This is a genomic window from Oceanisphaera sp., from assembly GCF_052084945.1.
In the GTDB taxonomy this organism is placed as follows: domain Bacteria; phylum Pseudomonadota; class Gammaproteobacteria; order Enterobacterales; family Aeromonadaceae; genus Oceanimonas.
Genome location: NZ_JBQDEX010000043.1, coordinates 1 through 19765 on the forward strand (window position 1 = coordinate 1; position 19765 = coordinate 19765).

At 46.7% G+C, this 19765-nt stretch carries 20 protein-coding genes and 1 other RNA gene; 14 read left to right on the top strand and 7 right to left on the bottom strand.

Going from position 1 to position 19765, the window contains the following annotated elements; genetic code table 11:
- Positions 1 to 987 (bottom strand): YeiH family protein, encoded by a 987-nt coding sequence (locus ACTHY5_RS05740; protein WP_441877660.1) that lies wholly within the window; start codon positions 985 to 987, stop codon positions 1 to 3.
- A gap of 209 nt (positions 988 to 1196) precedes the next feature.
- On the opposite strand from ACTHY5_RS05740, the gene ACTHY5_RS05745 reads away from it, so the two are divergent.
- Positions 1197 to 1331 (top strand): TIGR02808 family protein, encoded by a 135-nt coding sequence (locus ACTHY5_RS05745; RefSeq protein WP_441877662.1) that lies wholly within the window; start codon positions 1197 to 1199, stop codon positions 1329 to 1331.
- A 363-nt stretch (positions 1332 to 1694) separates the two neighbouring features.
- Positions 1695 to 2174 carry a phosphohistidine phosphatase SixA gene (gene sixA / locus ACTHY5_RS05750; protein ID WP_441877664.1) on the top strand — a complete coding sequence of 160 codons (480 nt, stop codon included), beginning with the start codon at positions 1695 to 1697 and terminating at the stop codon, positions 2172 to 2174.
- Positions 2175 to 2307: 133 nt separating this feature from the next.
- Here sixA and smrB read toward each other — a convergent pair whose 3' ends face one another.
- The gene (gene smrB / locus ACTHY5_RS05755; RefSeq protein ID WP_441877666.1) at positions 2308 to 2832 is read right to left on the bottom strand and encodes an endonuclease SmrB; all 525 of its coding nucleotides are present in this window, start codon (positions 2830 to 2832) and stop codon (positions 2308 to 2310) included.
- Positions 2833 to 2892: 60 nt separating this feature from the next.
- On the opposite strand from smrB, the gene prmB reads away from it, so the two are divergent.
- The 4 genes from prmB (at position 2893) to ACTHY5_RS05775 (ending at position 6139) form a co-directional block, all read left to right on the top strand.
- A complete protein-coding gene (prmB, locus tag ACTHY5_RS05760) occupies positions 2893 to 3813 on the top strand; it encodes a 50S ribosomal protein L3 N(5)-glutamine methyltransferase (RefSeq protein WP_441877667.1) in 921 nt (306 codons plus the stop codon).
- A gap of 21 nt (positions 3814 to 3834) precedes the next feature.
- Positions 3835 to 4920 carry a chorismate synthase gene (aroC, locus tag ACTHY5_RS05765; RefSeq protein ID WP_441877669.1) on the top strand — a complete coding sequence of 362 codons (1086 nt, stop codon included), beginning with the start codon at positions 3835 to 3837 and terminating at the stop codon, positions 4918 to 4920.
- A 157-nt stretch (positions 4921 to 5077) separates the two neighbouring features.
- On the top strand, positions 5078 to 5605 hold the full coding sequence (locus tag ACTHY5_RS05770; protein WP_441877671.1) for an elongation factor P hydroxylase: 528 nt from the start codon (positions 5078 to 5080) through the stop codon (positions 5603 to 5605).
- Between the two features lie 240 nt (positions 5606 to 5845).
- Entirely contained in the window at positions 5846 to 6139 is a 294-nt protein-coding gene (locus ACTHY5_RS05775; protein ID WP_441877673.1) for a YfcL family protein, read from the top strand.
- A 118-nt stretch (positions 6140 to 6257) separates the two neighbouring features.
- Here the strand turns inward: ACTHY5_RS05775 and cysN are convergent, their stop codons facing one another.
- The 3 genes from cysN to cysD form a co-directional block, all read right to left on the bottom strand.
- Positions 6258 to 8177 carry a sulfate adenylyltransferase subunit CysN gene (cysN, locus tag ACTHY5_RS05780; RefSeq protein WP_441877674.1) on the bottom strand — a complete coding sequence of 640 codons (1920 nt, stop codon included), beginning with the start codon at positions 8175 to 8177 and terminating at the stop codon, positions 6258 to 6260.
- 53 nt (positions 8178 to 8230) lie between these two features.
- Entirely contained in the window at positions 8231 to 8590 is a 360-nt protein-coding gene (locus tag ACTHY5_RS05785; RefSeq protein ID WP_441877676.1) for a four helix bundle protein, read from the bottom strand.
- 79 nt (positions 8591 to 8669) lie between these two features.
- The gene (gene cysD, locus ACTHY5_RS05790) at positions 8670 to 9569 is read right to left on the bottom strand and encodes a sulfate adenylyltransferase subunit CysD (RefSeq protein ID WP_441877678.1); all 900 of its coding nucleotides are present in this window, start codon (positions 9567 to 9569) and stop codon (positions 8670 to 8672) included.
- A 121-nt stretch (positions 9570 to 9690) separates the two neighbouring features.
- Here cysD and ACTHY5_RS05795 point away from each other — a divergent pair, with 121 nt between their 5' ends.
- The 3 genes from ACTHY5_RS05795 to ACTHY5_RS05805 all read left to right on the top strand — a co-directional run bounded on the left by ACTHY5_RS05795 (position 9691) and on the right by ACTHY5_RS05805 (position 12668).
- Positions 9691 to 11418: an SLC13 family permease gene (locus ACTHY5_RS05795; protein WP_441877680.1), complete on the top strand. Its 1728-nt coding sequence runs from the start codon at positions 9691 to 9693 to the stop codon at positions 11416 to 11418.
- Positions 11419 to 11529: 111 nt separating this feature from the next.
- Positions 11530 to 11627: signal recognition particle sRNA small type (gene ffs, locus ACTHY5_RS05800), an RNA gene on the top strand.
- Positions 11628 to 11753: 126 nt separating this feature from the next.
- On the top strand, positions 11754 to 12668 hold the full coding sequence (locus ACTHY5_RS05805; RefSeq protein WP_441877682.1) for a M14 family metallopeptidase: 915 nt from the start codon (positions 11754 to 11756) through the stop codon (positions 12666 to 12668).
- A gap of 51 nt (positions 12669 to 12719) precedes the next feature.
- Here the strand turns inward: ACTHY5_RS05805 and ACTHY5_RS05810 are convergent, their stop codons facing one another.
- A complete protein-coding gene (locus tag ACTHY5_RS05810; RefSeq protein ID WP_441877684.1) occupies positions 12720 to 13253 on the bottom strand; it encodes a CIA30 family protein in 534 nt (177 codons plus the stop codon).
- A 284-nt stretch (positions 13254 to 13537) separates the two neighbouring features.
- Positions 13538 to 14335 carry a class I SAM-dependent methyltransferase gene (locus ACTHY5_RS05815; RefSeq protein ID WP_441877686.1) on the bottom strand — a complete coding sequence of 266 codons (798 nt, stop codon included), beginning with the start codon at positions 14333 to 14335 and terminating at the stop codon, positions 13538 to 13540.
- 716 nt (positions 14336 to 15051) lie between these two features.
- On the opposite strand from ACTHY5_RS05815, the gene ACTHY5_RS05820 reads away from it, so the two are divergent.
- The 5 genes from ACTHY5_RS05820 (at position 15052) to ACTHY5_RS05840 (ending at position 19523) form a co-directional block, all read left to right on the top strand.
- The gene (locus ACTHY5_RS05820) at positions 15052 to 15714 is read left to right on the top strand and encodes a DUF1294 domain-containing protein (RefSeq protein WP_441877688.1); all 663 of its coding nucleotides are present in this window, start codon (positions 15052 to 15054) and stop codon (positions 15712 to 15714) included.
- Positions 15715 to 15878: 164 nt separating this feature from the next.
- On the top strand, positions 15879 to 16409 hold the full coding sequence (locus tag ACTHY5_RS05825; protein WP_441877690.1) for a DUF2799 domain-containing protein: 531 nt from the start codon (positions 15879 to 15881) through the stop codon (positions 16407 to 16409).
- Positions 16410 to 16736: 327 nt separating this feature from the next.
- On the top strand, positions 16737 to 17768 hold the full coding sequence (locus tag ACTHY5_RS05830; RefSeq protein WP_441877692.1) for a PEGA domain-containing protein: 1032 nt from the start codon (positions 16737 to 16739) through the stop codon (positions 17766 to 17768).
- Between the two features lie 384 nt (positions 17769 to 18152).
- Positions 18153 to 19202 carry a lipoate--protein ligase family protein gene (locus ACTHY5_RS05835; protein ID WP_441877694.1) on the top strand — a complete coding sequence of 350 codons (1050 nt, stop codon included), beginning with the start codon at positions 18153 to 18155 and terminating at the stop codon, positions 19200 to 19202.
- 72 nt (positions 19203 to 19274) lie between these two features.
- Complete coding sequence (locus ACTHY5_RS05840; RefSeq protein WP_441877696.1) at positions 19275 to 19523, top strand: DUF3297 family protein; 249 nt, start codon at positions 19275 to 19277, stop codon at positions 19521 to 19523.
- Positions 19524 to 19765 lie beyond the last annotated feature (242 nt).

Genomic DNA, 19765 nt, shown 5'->3' on the forward strand with positions numbered 1-19765 from the left:
TTAAAACCAAGTGGTGGCCAGTTGGGTAACCAGAAAGCCGGTGCCTATTAAATGTAAAAATAATATCGCACCCAGTGCCATGGGTTTCCACCCCACCGACTTTAACTCACTTAAATGGGTGCTTAGCCCCAAAGCGGCCATTGCCATAGTAAGCGCCCAGCTATCTAAATACTTAATGGTGTCTACCCATGCCGTTGGCAGGGAAACGACTGAATTAATCACCACCACCAAAATAAAACCATACGCAAACCAAGGTTGAGGTGCCCGCACGGCTCCAGCGTCACTGCTGCGGCTGAGCCAATGACCTAATAATACTAAAACTGGGGCTAGCATCATGACCCGCGTTAACTTGGTGATCACCGCCGTTTGTGCCACATCCGATCCCATGGCTTCGCCGGCTGCGACCACTTGTGCCACTTCATGTATGGTAGCACCGGTATAAATACCCATGGCGGCTTTGGTCATTCCCAATAAGGGGTATAAAAGCGGGTATATAAACATGGCAAGGGTGCCAAAAATAACCACAGTGCCCACCGCAACTGTAGTTTGCTGTGGCTTGGCCCGCACTACAGGCTCAGTGGCCAGTACTGCGGCGGCACCACAAATAGCAGAGCCTGCGCCGACTAATAAGCTGGTGGGGGTGTCTAAGCCTAACCAGCGCTTACCCAACACATAGCCTAGCCCTAGCGTAGAAGCGAGCATAATGACATCCACCACCAGTGCGCCGGCACCTACGCTTGCAATATGCTGCACTGTAATGTGAATACCATAAAAAGCGACGCCTAACCGCAGTAGCCTTTTCTTACAAAAATCCAGACCGGGTTGCCAGCTGCCATGGGCAAGTTTAGGGATCACGTTGCCCACTACTAAGCCGAGCACAATCGCATAGATAAGCGGACTTATACTGGAGTCCAGCACTTTAGCCAGCATAATACTGGTGGCAGACAAGGCTACAGCCAGCCCCAAGCCTTTTAACAGTTTAAGCATAACGATATTCCTTATTGCAATATGCAGGCAGTGTATGACGTATAACAAATTAATTAAAATTGAACTTTTTGAGTTTGTTTATCAATTTTACTGATGAAGGAGGGGGGAGCCGTTAACAGAGCGTGGGGCGTTATGGTAATCTGATGGTGTTAACAGGCTACTGCATAGGTTTTTATACCTAGTTATTTCTGTACTTGGCGGTCTATTTTATGAGTATATTAGAAACGTTATTGTGGCAGGTATGGGATTATTCTGCCATGCCATTGCTTTTTTTATTGGGGTTTATAGGCTTATCAGTGGGTGCCTGCTTGCTGTTGAGTTGGTTAGGCAAGCGACGATGTTAACGGCACTTTTATTGACTGAGATCAACGCATGGTCTGCTCACTGACGTATGGTGGAAGAGCGTTAGAAGAAGTCAGTCGTCACTAACGTTCTGTTACCTGGTATTATTTGCACTTCAGTTATTTATATGTTTTTCACTGGTCTTTATGGCCAGTTTTTTTTGGCCATTATTCAGGTAAAATACACAACTCTAAATGGCCCTCAAGCACTGCCATCCGTGATGTGTTGTATGCTTTACGTAAAGCTGAATGTTCTTTGTTGCTAGTGTATTTGACAAAGAGCGCAGCCTAACCTTGAGCGCGATGCCCAGCAGGGGTATGATGCCCGCCGTTGAAAATGTCAGGTTCGCCTAAAGTGAGGTGGAGATGAATATCTTTATCATGCGTCATGGGCAAGCGGTGCCTGAAGCATCTACAGATGCGCTACGCCCGCTAACCGACCAAGGTAAGAGTGAAGTGTGCTTAATGGCAGAGTGGCTTTCCGCTCAAGTGCCAACGTTTGATTGTGTGCTTGTAAGCCCTTATTTGCGCACTAGTCAAACCTGGCAACAGCTCGCAAAGTATATTCCGGGGGCAGTGATAGAAAACTGTCGTGAGCTAACGCCAGATGCCGATGCCGATATAGCAGCTAGCTTATTATTGGCTTACGCAGATGTTAGTTCAAACAATAATGTTTTAGTTATCAGTCACATGCCTATGGTAGGTTTGTTAGTAGAAAGTTTATGCCCAGCGATTATGGCGCCTATTTTTGTGACCTCTGGCATTGCTAAAGTGTCTTTTGGTCAAGGGCATGGTGGAATATTTGAATGGTTAACTGGGCCGCATAATATTCAAAGCCATTATTGACCTCATCTTCAAGCATTAAAAAACCAGTAACGCTCCTCAATGAGGCCTGCTAACAAACAGAGAAGCTAACTGAGTTATTAGCTTCTCTGTACAGGCCAAGCAATAGATCTCGTCCATCAGCACGCTTATTTTTTTAAGGCTCAATTCTTAATAAAACCAACAAAGCGGCGTCGCCACCCCAACCTCGAGTAGCTTGATGAAAAGCTAACACTTGCGGGTGCTGCACTAGCCACATTGGCAGCTTCTTTTTTAAAATATTTTTACCGTGGCCATGCATAATAGATACACATTGTACGTGCTGGCGCTTAGCGGCTAATAATAAAGCCGAAATTTCTTCTTTAGCCTGTTCTTGCGTTAGGCCGTGTAAGTCTAAAAAGAACTCGGGGGGATAATCACCGCGGCGTAACTTTTTTAGCTCATAAGCAGAAGTATTAGGCTCACGATAGCGGGTGGGCCCTTCTTGATCTAAATAAGGTTCATAAACATCAGAAAAAGGGTGCGCTTCGGCCCTATCTTTGCGTACCATTTGCAGCCGTGCTTTCACCTTGACCGGCGAACGGTGCGGGCTTATGGTATCCTGCTTTAATTTGCGGACACCCTGCACCGCTGCTGTAAAGAGCGCGTGATCATCATCTTCTGAGAAAGAGGTGGGGGTCATGAGTGTAATTCCGTAATATCTGATTATCAAAAATAGCCATCTTAACGAGGCGGAGGGGTTTTGGACACGCTTTTTAATGAAGAAGCACTCATAGAGCTGCACACAATAGGCGACTGGCTGCGTTATTCCGTGAGTCACTTTCAACAAGCTGGCCTGTTTTATGGCCACGGCACCGATAATGCATGGGACGAAGCCGTGCAATTAATCTTGCCCTTACTGCACCTGCCACAAGGGTGTCCGCCACAAATTCAAAACGCTCGTTTGCTAACCCAGGAGCGGGCTTTATTATTCGATGCCCTAAAACTGCGCGTTGAGCAGCGTATTCCTACGCCCTATATTACCCATACCGCTTGGTTTGCCGGGTATGAGTTTTATGTAGACGAGCGTGTGCTTATTCCCCGCTCCCCTATAGCCGAGTTAATTGACGCGCGCTTTGCCCCTTGGCTAGCACTGGAGCCTAAGCGTATCATGGACTTGTGCACAGGTTCAGCCTGTATTGCTATTGCACTCGCGCACAGCTTTCCTGATGCAGAAGTGGATGCGCTCGATATCTCTCGTGATGCGTTAGATGTGGCAGAAATCAACATTCATAACCACGGGCTAGAGCACCAAGTCACGCCCATTGAGTCTGATATTTTTTCGGCACTGCCCAGTGGCGATAAATATGATTTAATTGTGGTCAATCCACCCTATGTGGATGAAGAAGACATGAGTGACCTGCCTGAAGAGTTTCAGCACGAGCCAGAGCTGGCATTAGCATCAGGGTTTGATGGCCTCGATTTTACACGCCGGTTACTGGCTCAGGCCTGCGACTTTTTATCAGACGATGGCCTGTTAGTGTTAGAAGTGGGCAATAGCCAAGTTCATATGCAAGAGGCTTATCCAGACTTGCCCCTAACCTGGATTGATTTTGAGCATGGTGGTCATGGTGTGTGTGTGATCAATCGTCGTGATTTAGCGCCATTTCAGCAACAGTTTTAATTATTTAAAAGGAAATCACTTATGGCAGGGAACAGTATTGGTACCCTTTTTCGAGTTTCAACTTTTGGTGAAAGCCATGGCATTGCCTTAGGTGCCGTGGTAGATGGCGTGCCGCCGGGCATTGAGCTGTGCGAAGCTGATTTGCAACATGATCTTGACCGGCGCAAGCCCGGCACATCGCGCTTTACTACCCAGCGCCGAGAAGGGGATGTGGTTAAAATTTTAAGTGGCGTATTTGAAGGTAAAACCACGGGCACCTCTATTGGCTTATTGATTGAAAATACCGATCAACGCTCTAAAGATTACTCCAATATTAAAGACTTGTTTCGCCCAGGACATGCCGATTATACCTACCATCAAAAATACGGTATTCGTGATTACCGTGGTGGTGGCCGCTCTTCTGCCCGCGAAACCGCCATGCGCGTTGCCGCAGGAGCGATTGCCAAAAAGGCTTTGGCCAAGTACGGCGTGGCTATTTTTGCCCACCTAACGCAACTGGGCCCGATTAAAGCTGAAGCGTTTGATAAAAGCCTGATTGAAACCAATCCGTTCTTTTTTGCTGATGCCGATAAGTTAGGCGATCTTGATCAATACATGCGCGACTTGAAAAAAGAAGGCAACTCCATTGGTGCCAAGATTCAAGTGGTGGCACAAGGTGTGCCGGTTGGGTTAGGTGAGCCAGTCTTTGATCGCCTTGATGCCGATATTGCCCATGCGCTGATGGGCATTAATGCGGTAAAAGGTGTTGAAATAGGCGACGGCTTTGATGTTATTGAGCAAAAAGGCTCTGAACACCGTGACGAAATGCAACCCGACGGCTTTGCCAGTAACCATGCCGGCGGCATTTTAGGCGGTATTTCAAGTGGCCAAGACATAGTGGCCAGCATAGCGCTTAAACCGACCTCTAGCATTACCGTACCAGGGCAAACCATTGATACCCAAGGTGATGCAGCTGAGTTGGTGACCCGTGGCCGCCACGACCCTTGTGTGGGCATTCGTGCGGTGCCCATTGCTGAGGCCATGTTGGCCATTGTGTTGCTAGATCACTTAATGCTAAATCGGGGCCAAAACGCAGACGTGTTCACCCAAACCCCTAAACTGCGCTAAATAAGGCCAAGTGGGAGCGGGAAGCTAAGCCGTCAGATAAAACTAAATATCTGACTTGAGGAGGCCGTAACCGCCGGTTGTGGCTTCTTCTATTAGCTCTCTTACTTCGAGCTTCCAGCTTCCAGCTGCTCTTATTCTTAATATTAAAGGCCGTGTAATGTCATTTTGCTATTCTGATCTGATAGCGGTGTTTAACCACTGTTTTGCTAACAGTCATAATACGCGCTTGGTGCGCGGTCATGATGAGCCTATTTACTTGCCGGCTGATCAAGACTGTGATTACCATCGCATTGTGTTTGCCCATGGTTACTTTGCCAGCGCTTTACATGAAATGGCCCATTGGCTGATGGCCGGTGAGGCACGTCGGCTGCAAGAAGATTATGGCTATTGGTATTGCCCAGATGGCCGAGATGATGCCCAGCAGCATGAATTTGAAACGGTAGAAATTAAGCCTCAAGCCATTGAGTGGGCATTGTCATTGTGCTGCGGTTTTCACTTTAATGTGAGTTGTGACAATCTAAATGGCACAGTAGAGCCAGATCGCCACCAGTTTAAAGCTTTGGTACATGCGCAAGCATTAAACTACGTACATGGTGGGTTTAATGTGCGAACCCAACAGTTAATGTCTGCGCTACAAGCCCATTATGGCCAAGCTGCGTTAACAGCCGAGCACTTCATTCTCTAGCAGGGCTGGGGGCTAAAAATTTTGTTTGGCAATGAGAACAGTTTCTATCAGCAGATTGATTGTAAATCCTGTAAACTGCACAGCACTAGATAAGTAGCCCAAGCTACATTGTCTAACAGAATGAAAACTTTAAATTTAACCCTAATAAGCCCGAGCGTCACGGCATCGGCCAAGTGGTGCTTGTTACTGGTTTAACAACACAGTTATGGGCGGGTGACACCTGGGATATGAGGCGTAATCATGAATATTTTTGAATTTGAACGGCTTTTGCTAACCGATATTGATGACAGCATTGCTACAGCAACGGAAGATCAACTTTTTGCTGGTGGGTATTTGCGTGGGCACATTACATTATCAGTTGCGCAGTGCGAAATAGACGGTCGTAATCACGTGCGAGATGTAAAAGCACGGGTTAACAGCAGCCTAAACCAAGCTATTTTAAACGGCGAACTCAATAGTGCAGATCAAGCTTTGGTCGAATCTTTTTGGGCAGAGTTAATCACCAAAGTTGAGCAAGCCAGCACAGTCGAATAATTACGGTAGGTAGATAACAGATACGTGACTGTTAGGATACTGCGCCCTAAAAGCGCGATGTTAGCAATATAAAAGGAGCCTTGCGGCTCCTTTTGCTATATTACCTATATCACACGACTTAGCCGTGAATAATGCCACGCTTGCGTAACTCTGCTATTACTATATCAGCGGCTTCATCGGCACTGAGCTTAGCGGCATCTAAATGAATTTCAGGTGCTTCTGGGGTTTCATAGGCCGAGTCGATACCGGTAAAGTTTTTCAACTCACCGCGGCGCGCCTTCTTATATAAGCCCTTTACATCACGCTCTTCGGCAATGGCTAACGGCGTATCAACAAACACCTCAATAAACTCACCTTCAGCTAATTGTTCGCGGGCCATACGGCGCTCGGCTTTAAACGGCGAAATAAACGCGGTGAGTACAATTAAACCGGCATCAACCATTAACTTAGATACTTCACCCACACGGCGAATGTTTTCTACGCGGTCGGCATCGGTAAAGCCCAAGTCTTTATTTAAGCCGTGGCGTACGTTATCGCCATCAAGCAGGTAAGTGTGATTACCCAAGGCATGCAGCTTTTTCTCAACCAAGTTGGCAATGGTTGACTTGCCCGCACCCGATAACCCCGTAAACCACAACACGCTTGGCGTTTGGCCTTTGGTTTGTGCTCGGGCTTCTTTATTCACATCCACATGTTGATAATGAATGTTTTGGCTGCGGCGCAAGGCAAAGTGCAGCATGCCTGCGGCCACTGTGGTGTTGCTTAATCGGTCAATTAAAATAAAGCCGCCGGTATCTTTGTTGGTTTTATAATCATCAAAGGCAATGGCACGGTCTAGGCTTAAATTACACACCCCAATACCGTTAAGCTCAAGTTGCTTAGCCGCAGTTTGTTCTAGGGTATTAACGTTAACCTGATATTTTATGTCGGTAACACTGGCGGTAACGGTTTGGGTACCCACTTTTAGTAAGTAAGGGCGACCGGGCAGCAGGGCGGCCTCGTTCATCCACACCAGCGTACTTTCAAACTGATCGGCGGTTTCTGCAGGCGCCTGTGCAATAGAAATCACATCCCCCCGCGAAATATCAATTTCATCTTTCAGTGTTAAGGTCACTGACTGACCAGCAATGGCCTGTTCTAAATCACCGTCGTAGGTGACAATACGCGCCACTTCACTTTCTTTGCCCGACGGCTGGACGCGAATGCGATCGCCTGGTTTTACCACGCCGCTAGTAATGGTGCCCGAAAAGCCCCGAAAATCGAGATTTGGGCGGTTAACCCACTGCACCGGCAATCTAAAAGGCGCACTTTGCATATGGGCGTCATTAATTTCGACGGTTTCTAAAAACTCCATCAAGGTGGTACCTGAGTACTTAGGCGCAGAATACCAAGGCGTATTGGCACTTTTAGTGACAATATTGTCGCCTTTAAACGCCGATAGCGGCAAATAGGTAACATTTGTTAAGCCTAGCTGCTCAGCAAACTGGCCGTACTCTGCCACTATTTCGTCAAAACGTGTTTGTGAATAGTCCACCAAGTCCATTTTGTTAATGGCCACTACAATGTTGCGAATACCCAACAAAGACATTAAATAACTGTGGCGACGAGTTTGAGTCAAAATACCTTTGCGAGCATCGACCATTAAAATGGCCGCATCGGCAGTAGAAGCGCCGGTGACCATGTTACGAGTATACTGCTCATGGCCTGGGGTATCGGCGACAATAAATTTACGCTTTTCAGTGGCAAAAAAACGATAAGCCACATCAATGGTAATACCTTGTTCGCGCTCAGCGGCTAAACCATCGACTAACAAGGCAAAGTCCATATCTTCACCTTGGGTACCCCACTTTTGGGAATCCGCTTCCATAGCGGCTAGCTGATCTTCAAACAGCATTTTAGATTCAAACAACAAGCGACCAATTAAGGTACTTTTGCCATCATCCACACTGCCACAAGTAATAAAACGCAGTAAACTCTTGCGCTCATGCGCCTTCAGGTATTCTTCAATATTCGTTTCAAGTAACGTTGTGTCGTTCATTTTTTGTCCTTCGCAGCGGTACGCGATACGCCGTAAGCCGACCGTTAAAACCGTTAACTCTCGGCGCTCTGTTCATTGTCTAAACTCGTTATTAACCCATGCAGCATGGCTGAGATGTCACGAGTATCTTGTAACCATTGTCGACCTAATAGCTCATCGATATATCCTATATCGATGCCAATATAAATTTGCGTACGTAACTCAGCGCAAGAGCCGCGAGCTATTATCAGAAAATGGCGTTTGTCTTTATACGAGAAGCGCGACATACCTTCAGCAATATTACTGGGTATAGAGAGTCCGGAACGTGTTATTTGGCTATGAAAACCAAAGTCCTTTAACTCTCTTAGTCCCTTGTATAACTCTGCCGATAACCGAGCTGATAGCTTCCATACGCGTAACTTCTCAAAGTTCATGCTGTCATTCCCAACTTGCTTTAACGTGTAACGTAAAGCGTAGGACGTACAGCAGGTTATTTCTACGGCGCTTCGCGCCTTAGAAATAACCTTCTTGTTTCTTTTTCTCCATAGACGCCGCTGAGTCGTGATCGATCATGCGGCCTTGGCGTTCAGAAGTTTTAGTGAGCAGCATCTCTTGAATAATCTCTGGCAAGGTGGTGGCTTGTGACTCAACAGCACCGGTCAGTGGATAACAGCCTAGAGTTCTAAAGCGCACATTCTTCATCATGGGCACTTCGCCTTCTTCTAGTGGCAAACGCTCGTCATCTACCATAATCAAGGTGCCATCACGCTCAACCACTGGGCGAGGTGCTGCTAGGTATAACGGGACAATCGGAATGTTTTCTAAGTGGATATACTGCCAAATATCCAGCTCTGTCCAGTTAGACAATGGAAAGACGCGCATTGACTCGCCTTTGTGCTTGCGGGCGTTATAGAGCTTCCACAGCTCAGGGCGCTGGTTTTTAGGATCCCAACGATGCTGTTCGGTACGAAATGAAAAAATACGCTCTTTAGCACGGGATTTTTCTTCATCGCGGCGCGCGCCGCCAAAGGCGGCATCAAAGCCATACTTATCCAGCGCTTGCTTTAAGCCTTCGGTTTTAGTGACATCGGTATGAATAGCAGAGCCATGGGTGAAGGGGCTAATGTCTTGTTCAATGGCTTCGGGATTCGTGTGCACCAGTAACTTAAGGCCCAGCTTTTCCACCATTTGATCACGAAAGGTATACATTTCGCGAAACTTAAATCGGGTATCCACATGCAGTAGCGGAAACGGCGGCAGAGAAGGGTAAAAGGCTTTCATGGCCAAATGCAGCATAACAGCGCTGTCTTTACCAATAGAGTAGAGCATAACCGGGTTGTCGGCCTCTGCTACTACTTCGCGCATGATGTGAATACTTTCGGCCTCAAGCCGTTGCAGATGTGTCAAGTTCATTAGTGATATCACCCTCAATGATGGATTATGCTAATAACTAAATGTTCTAGATGATTTATATATCCAGTTTATTTGATATATGGGTACAATGATAGTCCTGCTAAAGAGCGAGTGGTTATATATGACAGCATATTGGGTATTAGCATCCATCGGAGTTTTGTTAGCATTGCTTGTCCAAGGTCGTGTGTCTGCGTCTGTGTTATTCACCAGTTGGGCCGTCGGTTTAGTGCTGTTGGGGGTAACAGGACAGCAAGCCTTGTTGAGTAGTTTTTCTAATTCGGCCCTTATTACCTTAATCGTACTTATGCTGGTTTCGTTGGCGCTAGAGCGTTCCCCGTTGCTGGATAATGTATCGAATGCCTTACTTAAAGGCCGAGAGTCGATGGCCAGCTTACGGTTAATGGGGGTAACGGCGTTTTTATCGGCTTTTTTAAATAACACTGCTGTGGTGGGCTCTTTATTGGGTGTCATTGCGCGTCAGCGGCATATTCCTGCCTCACGCCTGCTTATTCCATTATCTTATGCGTCTATTTTAGGCGGTATTACCACCTTGGTCGGAACATCGACCAATTTGGTGATCAATTCGTTTGTGATTAATGCCGGATTACCGCCTCTGGGCATGTTTGCATTTACCTTGGTTGGCTTGCCGGTGGCATTAATTTGCATGGGAGGGCTGCTGTTTAGCACTCGTAGTCTTCCTCGGCATCAGGCATTGGATAAAGATGCCGCGCAATCGTATTTTTTAGAAGCGCAAGTGATGGCCAACTCCCCCCTTATAGGCCAAAGCATAGAAGATAACCAACTACGGCATTTAAATGGCTTATTCTTACTCGAAGTGGTGCGCCACGACCGATTACTCAGCCCAGTTTCGCCAGACGAAGTGCTAGAGCAGGGCGATATTTTGGTTTTTACCGGTGAAGTGGAAAAGGTACAAGCGCTGCAGCGTTTTACTGGTTTGCAATTATTTGGCGATCAGGCCGATCGTTTATTGGCTTCTAACTTGGTGGAAGTGGTGATCAGCCATGAGTCTGAATTGCCCAAACGTACACTGCGAGAAGTGGATTTTAGAAGCTTATTTAATGCCGGTGTTGTCGGTATTCGCCGTGGTAAGCGGCGCTTAACCGGACAATTAGGGCAGATCCCGTTGCGTGTGGGTGATAGCTTATTGCTGGCGGTGGGGCCCGATTTTAAAGAGCAGCCTAATATCGACCGTAATTTTCATGTACTCAGTAGTACTTTGCAGCGCCCTAAGCTGCAAAGGCGGCAAAGTTTGCTGTCTTTTTGTGGCTTTGGCGCCGTCATTGCGTTAGCTGCCGCTAATGTGGTGCCGTTATTAAACGGCTTACTGGTGTTGCTGGCGCTCTTGTTGGTAACGCGGGTGCTAACACTCAGCGAATTACGCCAGCGTTTTCCCTTTGAATTATGGCTTATTATTGGCTCAGCTCTTACTATTGCCAAGGCGCTAGATAGCTCGGGTGGGGCGCAAGTGATTGCCGATGTGGTGCGCAGCATCTGCAATGGCTACGGCGTATACGGTGCCTTTATTGGGGTCTTTGTACTCACTTTAATGCTAACCGAGTTAGTGACCAATAATGCCGCTGCCGCCTTGGTGTTTCCTATTGGCTTATCAACCGCCAGCGCCTTTGGCGCCGATCCTATGCCTTTTATTATGGCGGTCGCTTTTGGCGCCAGCGCCTGTTTTATTATTCCATTTGGCTATCAAACCCACTTAATGGTTTACTCATCGGGGCGTTATCGCATGACCGATTACCTCAAAGCCGGGCTGCCGGTAAGCTTGTTATATTCCATCAGCGTGATCTTATTAGTGCCGCTGGTGTTTCCGTTTTAGCGACTTAGGTTAATGCTGTAAACAGAGTCGATTAATAAGTGCGCAAACAGTTAACCAGAGATTGCATTCGCTCTTATCTTTGCTACACTGGCCTTTCTTCGATGGTGGCCCCGTTGGTCCTCCCGCATCGGAATCTTGTTTACCAGGTCAGGCCCGGAAGGGAGCAGCCAGAGCAGGAATCTTCGAGTGCCGGGATGTGGCTGGCGGTGGCCACCTCCAATATTCAATACCCTCCTTACTTTTTCACTTAATGCAAACAACTTGCATCATCTCTTGTAGACACTATTCACTGTATAACCCAGTGTGGTTTTTTCGATCTTAAAGGGGAAAATGCGATGAACACCTATCCCATTGGTACACCCGGCTTGGCTTGGGGGGATGCTGAACGTGCTCAGTGGCGAGCCCAGCAAATACAGCAACGCAGTTATCATAAAGAAGTGTTAAGCGTTATTGAGCACCTAGCAGCGGATTTTGATGTGCAACAATACGGTGAGCTGAATGATGAGCCACAGGCGTTGCCGTTAATGGCGCTGTACAGTCGGCCATGGCAAGCCGATTTGCCTGTGGTGTTAATTACCGGCGGTGTACATGGCTATGAAACCAGTGGCGTACAAGGCGCGTTACAGTTTTTAGCGCAAGATGCCAAGCGCTATAGGGGGCTGGTGAATGTGTTGGTGGTTCCTTGTGTTAGCCCTTGGGCGTATGAGCGTATTCACCGTTGGAATGCTCATGCCGTTGATCCTAACCGCTCATTTTTTGAACCCAGCCCTGCTGCAGAATCGGCGGCACTGATGCGCTTGATCGCGCCAATACGTGAGCAGGTGGTGATGCATATTGATTTACACGAAACGACCGATACCGATGAAAGTGAATATCGTCCGGCATTAGCCGCACGGGATGGCAGTCCCTTTGTGCCGGGCAGTATTCCTGATGGCTTTTACTTGGTGGATGATAGTGAACAGCCCCAACCTGAATTTCAGCAAGCCATTATTAGTGCGGTAGAAAAAGTCACTCACATTGCGCCTGCAGATGAACAGGGCGAGATCATTGGCTCAAAGGTGGTGGCTAAGGGGGTTATCCAATATCCGCTGACCCAACTTGGGCTCTGTGCCGGTATGACGGCGGCACGCTATAAAACCACCACTGAAGTCTACCCAGACAGCCCCAGTGCCACGCCTGAGCAATGTAATGCCGCTCAGGTGGCCGCCATAAGTGCCGCCATTGACTTTGTGCTTAAGCAAACGGCATAAAGATGCGTACTCGGTGGGGGTGCGGGTTTTGTTGCCAAAGAGCTTGCTCAGTTAGCTTTGCTCATGGGTATAAAAACCGACTCGGCGTACACATACGTTTACATCAAACGCTTCGCCAATTGCCACCACGGCGATACTGGTGATATGCGGCACGAATAACGCGGCCTCAGTACGGTGGGGCTGAAATTGCGCAAAAGGAAGATGAAAACGCGTCCACTGTGGGCTAACCGTTAAGGTGTGACGAAATGATTGCCAAGGTTTCGTGAGCTGCTGTGTTTTAAGGTGCACATTATATTGATGCTGAGTACCACGCAGCTCAATAAACACGCCGCTATAACTGGCGGCTAACCATTGTGGCTGAATATTCTGCTTTATTTGCACAAAACCGCCATTATTTTCTAAACGAGTGCGACCCACCAAACAATGGCTTGGCAAACCGTTATCATCTTGAGTCAGTAAGCGCGCTTCAGACAGGCCTCCCATGACTTGATCGCAAATTAGCTGCCAAGATTGCTGGTGTGGCTCAATATCAATCAGCTGCTCTGGTTGCAAAGCGGGGCCGTCTATTATTACAGGGTCAGTCATGGAGTTTCCTTATACCAATCTAAGTAAGTATATGGCCAGTTTATATTAAGTAAAAAACTAAGGGCTACTTTTGCCACGGAACCCACGGAAGACACGGAAAAAGGCAAGAGCGAAAAGTGACAACGAATTAAATACTGCTAATGGTAAGGGCTCCCCTACAAATAGTTGGGTGTTTGGCTCTTACCCTATAAAGTCTTTTTCAGATCTTATCTCTATTGTTCCGTGTTCTTCTGTGGGTTCCGTGGCGAACAACTTTTATCAGTTAGTTTTACAGATTGGTATTATTATGGATGGCGCGGCGGCGACCAGCTTAATAGCGCCCATCGCTGTGGCTCACCGCCTTGTTGAGCATAAGCAGGATCATCATTATACCAAGTGGTTAAGCGCTGTTGCTCTGGAGTGCTTAATGGGCCAAACCGCTGAGCAACCTTATCAATAAACTCGTCACAACTGCCTGCACCGGCAAGGTGACTGGGGGCGCTTATATAATTTAGTGTGGGGTAAATATGCTGCTGATAAAGCAGGTTAATAAGATACATATGATCAGGAAAACTGGTGTCGGGTCTGTGTAACAGCCGCGCTATTTCTGGGCTACTAAAACGGCCACCCACTAATTGTGTGAGATAAATGCGCTTATGAGTCACTAAATGGAGCTGACGGATGGCTTGCTCTATATCGGCCACTATGCTGGCGCGCGACACCACAGTAATATCGCAGCGTGGCAGTGCAGACCAGTCATCTTCCCATGAGGCCAAAATAGGGCTCACATTGGTTAACTGCTGCTCTTTGGCGTTCAGCTCCATAGCGGCTAACATGCCTGGACTATAATCTAGGCAATATACCTGTTTTACCTGTGGCGCCAAGGCCAGCCCTATGGTGCCAGGGCCTGAGCCCACATCTAATAGGGTGTCTTGTGGGCTAGACTGAACATGGCTCACAAATTGTTGGGCATACTCGCTATTTAATACTTGAGTACGCATACTCTCAGCTTTGGCATCCCAGCGACTGGGTCGGCTTGGCTTTCTGCCACTGCGAGCCATATGCTCTTGGTAAAGTGCTGAAAAATCAATGTTGTGCAGCATAGTTAGCCTTGTTGATAAAAAAGCGTATTTGAGTCAGGGCGATCAATATCAATGCCATTAGCTAACCAAAGCACGGTCACGTTTTCAAGAGCGTTGAACATAATGTGCGCGGTAACGACTCTTTCAATGTTCAATTTTTACAATAATTTACCTATAATGCCGAGATAATTAAGCGAACAGGCACCATTTTGTGCTGTTGACGCTCATTTTGAATTACACCAATCTGGAAAACTAGCTGATCTATTTAGCTTCACAGTACAGGCCGAACAAAGGGCCTCCTCCACCGACACGCTGCAAGCACCTCCCTGTGGCGCTCAAACACATGACATCCTTGTCATGTGATGGTCGGTGGAGAAGATCCCTTCATTCGTTCCTATGCTACGGAGTCGCCTGTGGGTGCAATCTGCTGACAACTCGGTGCGTAAGGAGAGGCAACAGAGATCGGCTCCCACGACCGTGACAATGCCAGGGATGGCATTTCCCGAGCCCCGATGGGCCAGCTTGCTGGCGTGTATCTTTGCTGGGTAATAAAACGAATATCCAGTGAATATTCGCAGTTGTTACACAGCAAAGATGGCTAGCCCAGTGGCGTGTCGTGGGAGGTGACTCTATTGCCTCGAGTATCCAGCGTTAAATCAGATCACATTTTTACTTAGATAGGTATTACATATTCCCCTATGCATGGATGCCAATGGCTAAAACATTAGAGAACGCACATGAGGATGCAAGGTAAAATATTAAACTGGCATGATGATAAAGGTTTTGGCTTTGTTGACCCTCTTACCGGAGGTCAGCGTGCTTTTGTGCACATTAAGTCATTTATTTCTTGTGCCCGAAGGCCGGTTAACGGTGACGTTATTGATTATGAATTAGTTAAAGAAAGTCACCATAGGTATAAAGCTGAATGTGTACATTTTGCAGATGATGTACAGCAAATACCTACCTATCGCTCTTTTGTCCATAACAATAATGCGCATAACGTGAGCAGCAACCGAACACTTGAAGCTATATTTACAGGATGTTTTTGTGCCTGTATCTTACTGTTTTCGCTAATAGGGCATTTACCACTCATACTTGTAAGTGCCTTTATTGTGATGAGTACAGTCACCTTTGTGGCCTACGGTATTGATAAGTCTGCAGCGGAAAGTGGCCGTTGGCGCACCAAAGAAAGCACGCTACATGTGTTTGCTTTTTTATGCGGCTGGCCTGGGGCTTTTATCGCCCAACGCTTATTACGTCATAAATCGACTAAACAAGAATTTCAGTCTTTTTATAAAGTAACAGTGGCTGTGAATGTTGCTGGTATTTTGTTTTTATTTACTGAAACCGGCCGCACATTTTTAAATCAGACCCTGCTTCCTTGGCTTGCCGGCGCATAGGTCTAATATAACTGTTAATCTGATAGGTTATGCCAACCTTTTGATAGTGCCTAGTCTAAGTGCTGTTAGTGTGAGCTTAAGGAGAAGTAATGCGATTATTAAACGAGAAAGGGATTTTTTGCGTTATTAACAGGATCAAACAACTCAAATGGGCGCTCTTGTCCGTGAGTGCTGTTATGGTACTCAGTGGTTGTGCCAGTATGACAGAGCAAGAGTGCCTAACTGCAAATTGGTTAGAAAAAGGGGTTAGCGATGGACGCTCAGGTTATGCACTCACGCGACTTAATAATCACCATAAAGCGTGTGCTAAGGTTGGCGTTATGCCTAATGCTCAGCAATATAAAGAGGGGCGAAACCAAGGCCTTAAACATTATTGCACGCCAGAGAATGGCTTTTTGCAAGGGCAACAAGGGCAGGCTTATCGCCAAGTGTGCCCCGCCAAACTGGCACCAGATTTTTTACGAGCATTTACCGATGGCAAACAGTTATATAATGCGACAAAGCGCATAGAAGAAGTGGCGGATGACATTGATAAAATAGAGCGCACCTTAAGCAAAGAGTCTGATAAAGCACAGCGTAAGTACTTACGGCAAAAGCTTCGCGCTATGACCAGAGAGCTACAGCGAGTGCGTCACGACAGGCGCTATCTAGAAAGAGGGTTAGAGCGCACTCGCGCTTATCAGCGTCACTACTGATAAGCGGGTAAGGGTTTGCTTTGGCACTGGCTATGCTTGATAATGCTCTGTTTATAACAGCTTCCAACACTGCGTTAATGCGAAAAATAGCAGTGAAATGTTTAAAAAATAGACAAAGTTAAGCAGTGCTCGCCAAAAAACGTCACTGCAATGCGTATTTAGTGCTTATAAGCACGCCAACCCCACACATTATTACTGGAATAGGCGAGTTCGAATATGGGAATTCAAACAAATTGCTCAAGGGAGACACAGAGCAGCATGTGTATAAAAAGCTTGTTCGGTATTTTAAAAAATCCAATGGCCTATGTAATAAGCGGTGTGTTTTTTATGACCAGCCTGCTTACCTTCCAATATGCCTTTGCGAGTACCTCGCCAAGTGCTGAACCAGAAAGCGAAAATGTTGTCAGCGAAAGCGCAAACCTTGGGCTGATTAGCAAAGCCGATATTACGGCACTGGTTAAGCGTGTTGAAATGTTAAGCGAAGAAAAATCAGAGCTGGATGACGCGTGGCGAATTGAGCGGAATAAACACGACTCAATGAAAATTCGCCTTGAAGACAGCAAAAAAACAGTGCGTACTGAAATGGATGAAGTACTACTGAATAGCTTGTCTCGTGAGCGGTTAGATGAGCTGTTAAGTCAGCATGCGGCATTAGCTAAAAGAGAAAAGCAAGTAGCTAAACAGGCCAACAAACTAAAAGAAGAGCTGGCGGCGCATCAGTTGTTATTGGTACGAGCAAACCGGGATTTAGAGAGGAAGCGTACCCTATATGCTTCTCAGCAGCGTGAACAAGATATTAAGCGCGTGCAAAAAATAGCGCGGGTACTGGATCGAGAGTTGAATTTTAACGAGCAGTTTAACTTTAAATGCTCTACTAATAAAAGCATTACTGCCTGCTTAAATGACTATCCACTTGAGTCTCGCGTGCAGGCTTGGGTTAAAGATCATTATCAAAATGTATTGTCTAATGAGCTTGCAGGCAGAGCCGATCAAGTTAACTTGAGCCCAGACTGGTATTCAGCAGAAATTAAGCGTGATTTTACTGAGGCCAATATGAATTTAGACGGCACAGTGATGGCTGAAGTTGACGTTAGAGCCAATATTACTCCTCGAAAAATGATGGCCTGTGCGCTACTTAAAGCGCCAGCTGATTTGTGCGATGCTCAGTCTTCTTCATTAATTGTGCGCAGTAATAAATATGGCGATATGGTGTACATAAATGGCAAGCCTTATGGTCCTACTCCTTTGTCTATTATGCTCGACCCTGGGCTCTATAACATTGAAGTAAAATACCAAGGCTTAACGCAAAAGCGTAAGTTGACCTTAGAGGAAAACCGCCACCTAAACTTCGTTTTTTAGTCGCCCATCAGTATTAGGCATAGATAAGCCCGCCAATATTAGATTGGCGGGCTTATTTTTTTGCTACAAGCGACATGCCAATCAAAGAGACCAAAAACATCATTAAGCAAGACACTTACCTCAAGAGATCACTTTTTAATGTGTTTGGTATAACATGAGACTCACACCAATCTGGAAAACTAACTGATCAGGTTTTATGGCTTCTGTAGGGTCGATTTCAATCGACTAAAAACCATAACAAGGCCTAAAGAGGTCGAATAAATTCGACCCTACGCTCGGGGTAAATTAGTATAAAAAACTGATCTTTGTGCCTCCAGCGCTTAACGTAAAAATAGATCACATATTTACTTAGATTGGTATCACTCTCATCTTGGAGGTTTAATTATGCACGGTGAATATAAAGTACCCGGCGGCAAACTGGTGGTGGCAGATCTTGAACTGGCGCAAGACTGCTTAAGCCATGTCAGTATATCCGGTGACTTTTTCTTAGAGCCAGATACCGCCCTAAACCAAATTAACCAAGCGTTAGTGGGGCTGGCGCGCACCGCAAGCCACCAAACAATCACCCATGCTATTTTAGCGGCCTTAGATGACGATGTCGTCATGTTTGGTTTTTCAGCTGCCGCCGTGGCCACCACAGTGCGCCGTGCATTGGGTATGGCCAGCAGCTGGCAAGACCATCAGTTTAGCGTGATAGCTCCAGTTACTTTGCCCGCCATAGAGCATGCCGCATTAGATGAAGTATTAGCCGACTCGGTAGCCACCGGTTTACGGGGGCCCACGTTGCGCTTTTGGGACTGGAATGACTCAGTGGTAGTGATTGGCTCTTTTCAATCCGTTAAAAATGAAGTGGATATGGAAGCCGCCAATCAAGCCCAAGTGAAAGTGGTGCGCCGAGTCACGGGCGGTGGAGCTATGTTTATGGAGCCTGGCAACTGCATTACCTATTCGCTCACCGTGCCGACCTCGTTAGTGGATGGCATGAGCATAGAGCAGTCTTATCAGTTTTTAGATGCTTGGGTACTAGGGGCTCTTAATGAAGTGGGCATTAAAGCACATTATGTGCCACTTAATGACATTGCCTCTGCTCAAGGTAAAATAGGGGGCGCGGCACAAAAGCGCTTTGCTAATGGTGTGTTAGTGCACCATGCCACCTTAGCTTTTGATATTGATGCCAGCAAAATGACGCAAATATTACGCACTGGTCGAGAAAAGCTCTCCGATAAAGGCATTACCAGCGCCAATAAACGCGTCGATCCTATGCGCAGCCAAACTGGCCTTAGCAGAGCGACCATTATTGAGGCGTTTATCAATCACTTTTCGCAATGCTACTCAAGCCAAAATGGGCAATATCTGCCCCAAGAGCTGACTGATGCCAAGGCATTAGTGGCACGCAAATTTACTTCTAGCGAATGGTTATACAAAGTGCCCTAAGGTAGTGGTTGTTGAGCGTAAGGCCGACATTGACTACAATGGCGCACTTTTCATTTACCTTAGGTCATAATGATGAACGATACTAAATCGCTACCCCCATTACCGGATCGCCTGTCAATTAACCCAAAGAGCCCGTTTCATGTAGCTGAAGTGTTTGAGCACAATATTGGTATTCGCCTCAATGGTAAAGAGCGCTTCGACGTCGATGAATATTGCATTAGCGAAGGCTGGGTAAAAGTATCTTCGCCAAAAGCGCTAGATCGTCGCGGTCAACCGTTGCTTATTAAAGTAAAAGGCACGGTAGAAGCTTTTTATAGCTAATTGACCCCATAAATTTACAGCCATAATACGGCCTAGATACATCTAGGCCTTTTTTGTTTCCAATAACCGCGGTTAATAGCTTTACCAAGCTGAAGTTAACTGAGCAAGTGACCTTTCTAGATCAACCTTTGTTACCGATTAATATGCTACGACTATCGCGTCATATTTTGATCTGTAAAAGCTGAACAAAGGGGGCCACTACACCGACACGCTACGGGCTAATACTATTCATCACGGCGAGG

What these genes read in the sequence shown, in the direction of transcription:
- smrB (WP_441877666.1), bottom strand. Translation starts at nt 2,832, where the DNA reads ATGACCCCCACCTCTTTCTCAGAAGATGATGATCACGCGCTCTTTACA.
- ACTHY5_RS05740 (WP_441877660.1), bottom strand. Translation starts at nt 987, where the DNA reads ATGCTTAAACTGTTAAAAGGCTTGGGGCTGGCTGTAGCCTTGTCTGCC.
- ACTHY5_RS05805 (WP_441877682.1), top strand. Translation starts at nt 11,754, where the DNA reads ATGAACACCTATCCCATTGGTACACCCGGCTTGGCTTGGGGGGATGCT.
- ACTHY5_RS05835 (WP_441877694.1), top strand. Translation starts at nt 18,153, where the DNA reads ATGCACGGTGAATATAAAGTACCCGGCGGCAAACTGGTGGTGGCAGAT.
- ACTHY5_RS05815 (WP_441877686.1), bottom strand. Translation starts at nt 14,335, where the DNA reads ATGCTGCACAACATTGATTTTTCAGCACTTTACCAAGAGCATATGGCT.
- aroC (WP_441877669.1), top strand. Translation starts at nt 3,835, where the DNA reads ATGGCAGGGAACAGTATTGGTACCCTTTTTCGAGTTTCAACTTTTGGT.
- ACTHY5_RS05770 (WP_441877671.1), top strand. Translation starts at nt 5,078, where the DNA reads ATGTCATTTTGCTATTCTGATCTGATAGCGGTGTTTAACCACTGTTTT.
- cysN (WP_441877674.1), bottom strand. Translation starts at nt 8,177, where the DNA reads ATGAACGACACAACGTTACTTGAAACGAATATTGAAGAATACCTGAAG.
- ACTHY5_RS05820 (WP_441877688.1), top strand. Translation starts at nt 15,052, where the DNA reads ATGAGGATGCAAGGTAAAATATTAAACTGGCATGATGATAAAGGTTTT.
- ACTHY5_RS05795 (WP_441877680.1), top strand. Translation starts at nt 9,691, where the DNA reads ATGACAGCATATTGGGTATTAGCATCCATCGGAGTTTTGTTAGCATTG.
- sixA (WP_441877664.1), top strand. Translation starts at nt 1,695, where the DNA reads ATGAATATCTTTATCATGCGTCATGGGCAAGCGGTGCCTGAAGCATCT.
- cysD (WP_441877678.1), bottom strand. Translation starts at nt 9,569, where the DNA reads ATGAACTTGACACATCTGCAACGGCTTGAGGCCGAAAGTATTCACATC.
- ACTHY5_RS05745 (WP_441877662.1), top strand. Translation starts at nt 1,197, where the DNA reads ATGAGTATATTAGAAACGTTATTGTGGCAGGTATGGGATTATTCTGCC.
- ACTHY5_RS05775 (WP_441877673.1), top strand. Translation starts at nt 5,846, where the DNA reads ATGAATATTTTTGAATTTGAACGGCTTTTGCTAACCGATATTGATGAC.
- ACTHY5_RS05840 (WP_441877696.1), top strand. Translation starts at nt 19,275, where the DNA reads ATGAACGATACTAAATCGCTACCCCCATTACCGGATCGCCTGTCAATT.
- ACTHY5_RS05785 (WP_441877676.1), bottom strand. Translation starts at nt 8,590, where the DNA reads ATGAACTTTGAGAAGTTACGCGTATGGAAGCTATCAGCTCGGTTATCG.
- ACTHY5_RS05810 (WP_441877684.1), bottom strand. Translation starts at nt 13,253, where the DNA reads ATGACTGACCCTGTAATAATAGACGGCCCCGCTTTGCAACCAGAGCAG.
- ACTHY5_RS05830 (WP_441877692.1), top strand. Translation starts at nt 16,737, where the DNA reads ATGACCAGCCTGCTTACCTTCCAATATGCCTTTGCGAGTACCTCGCCA.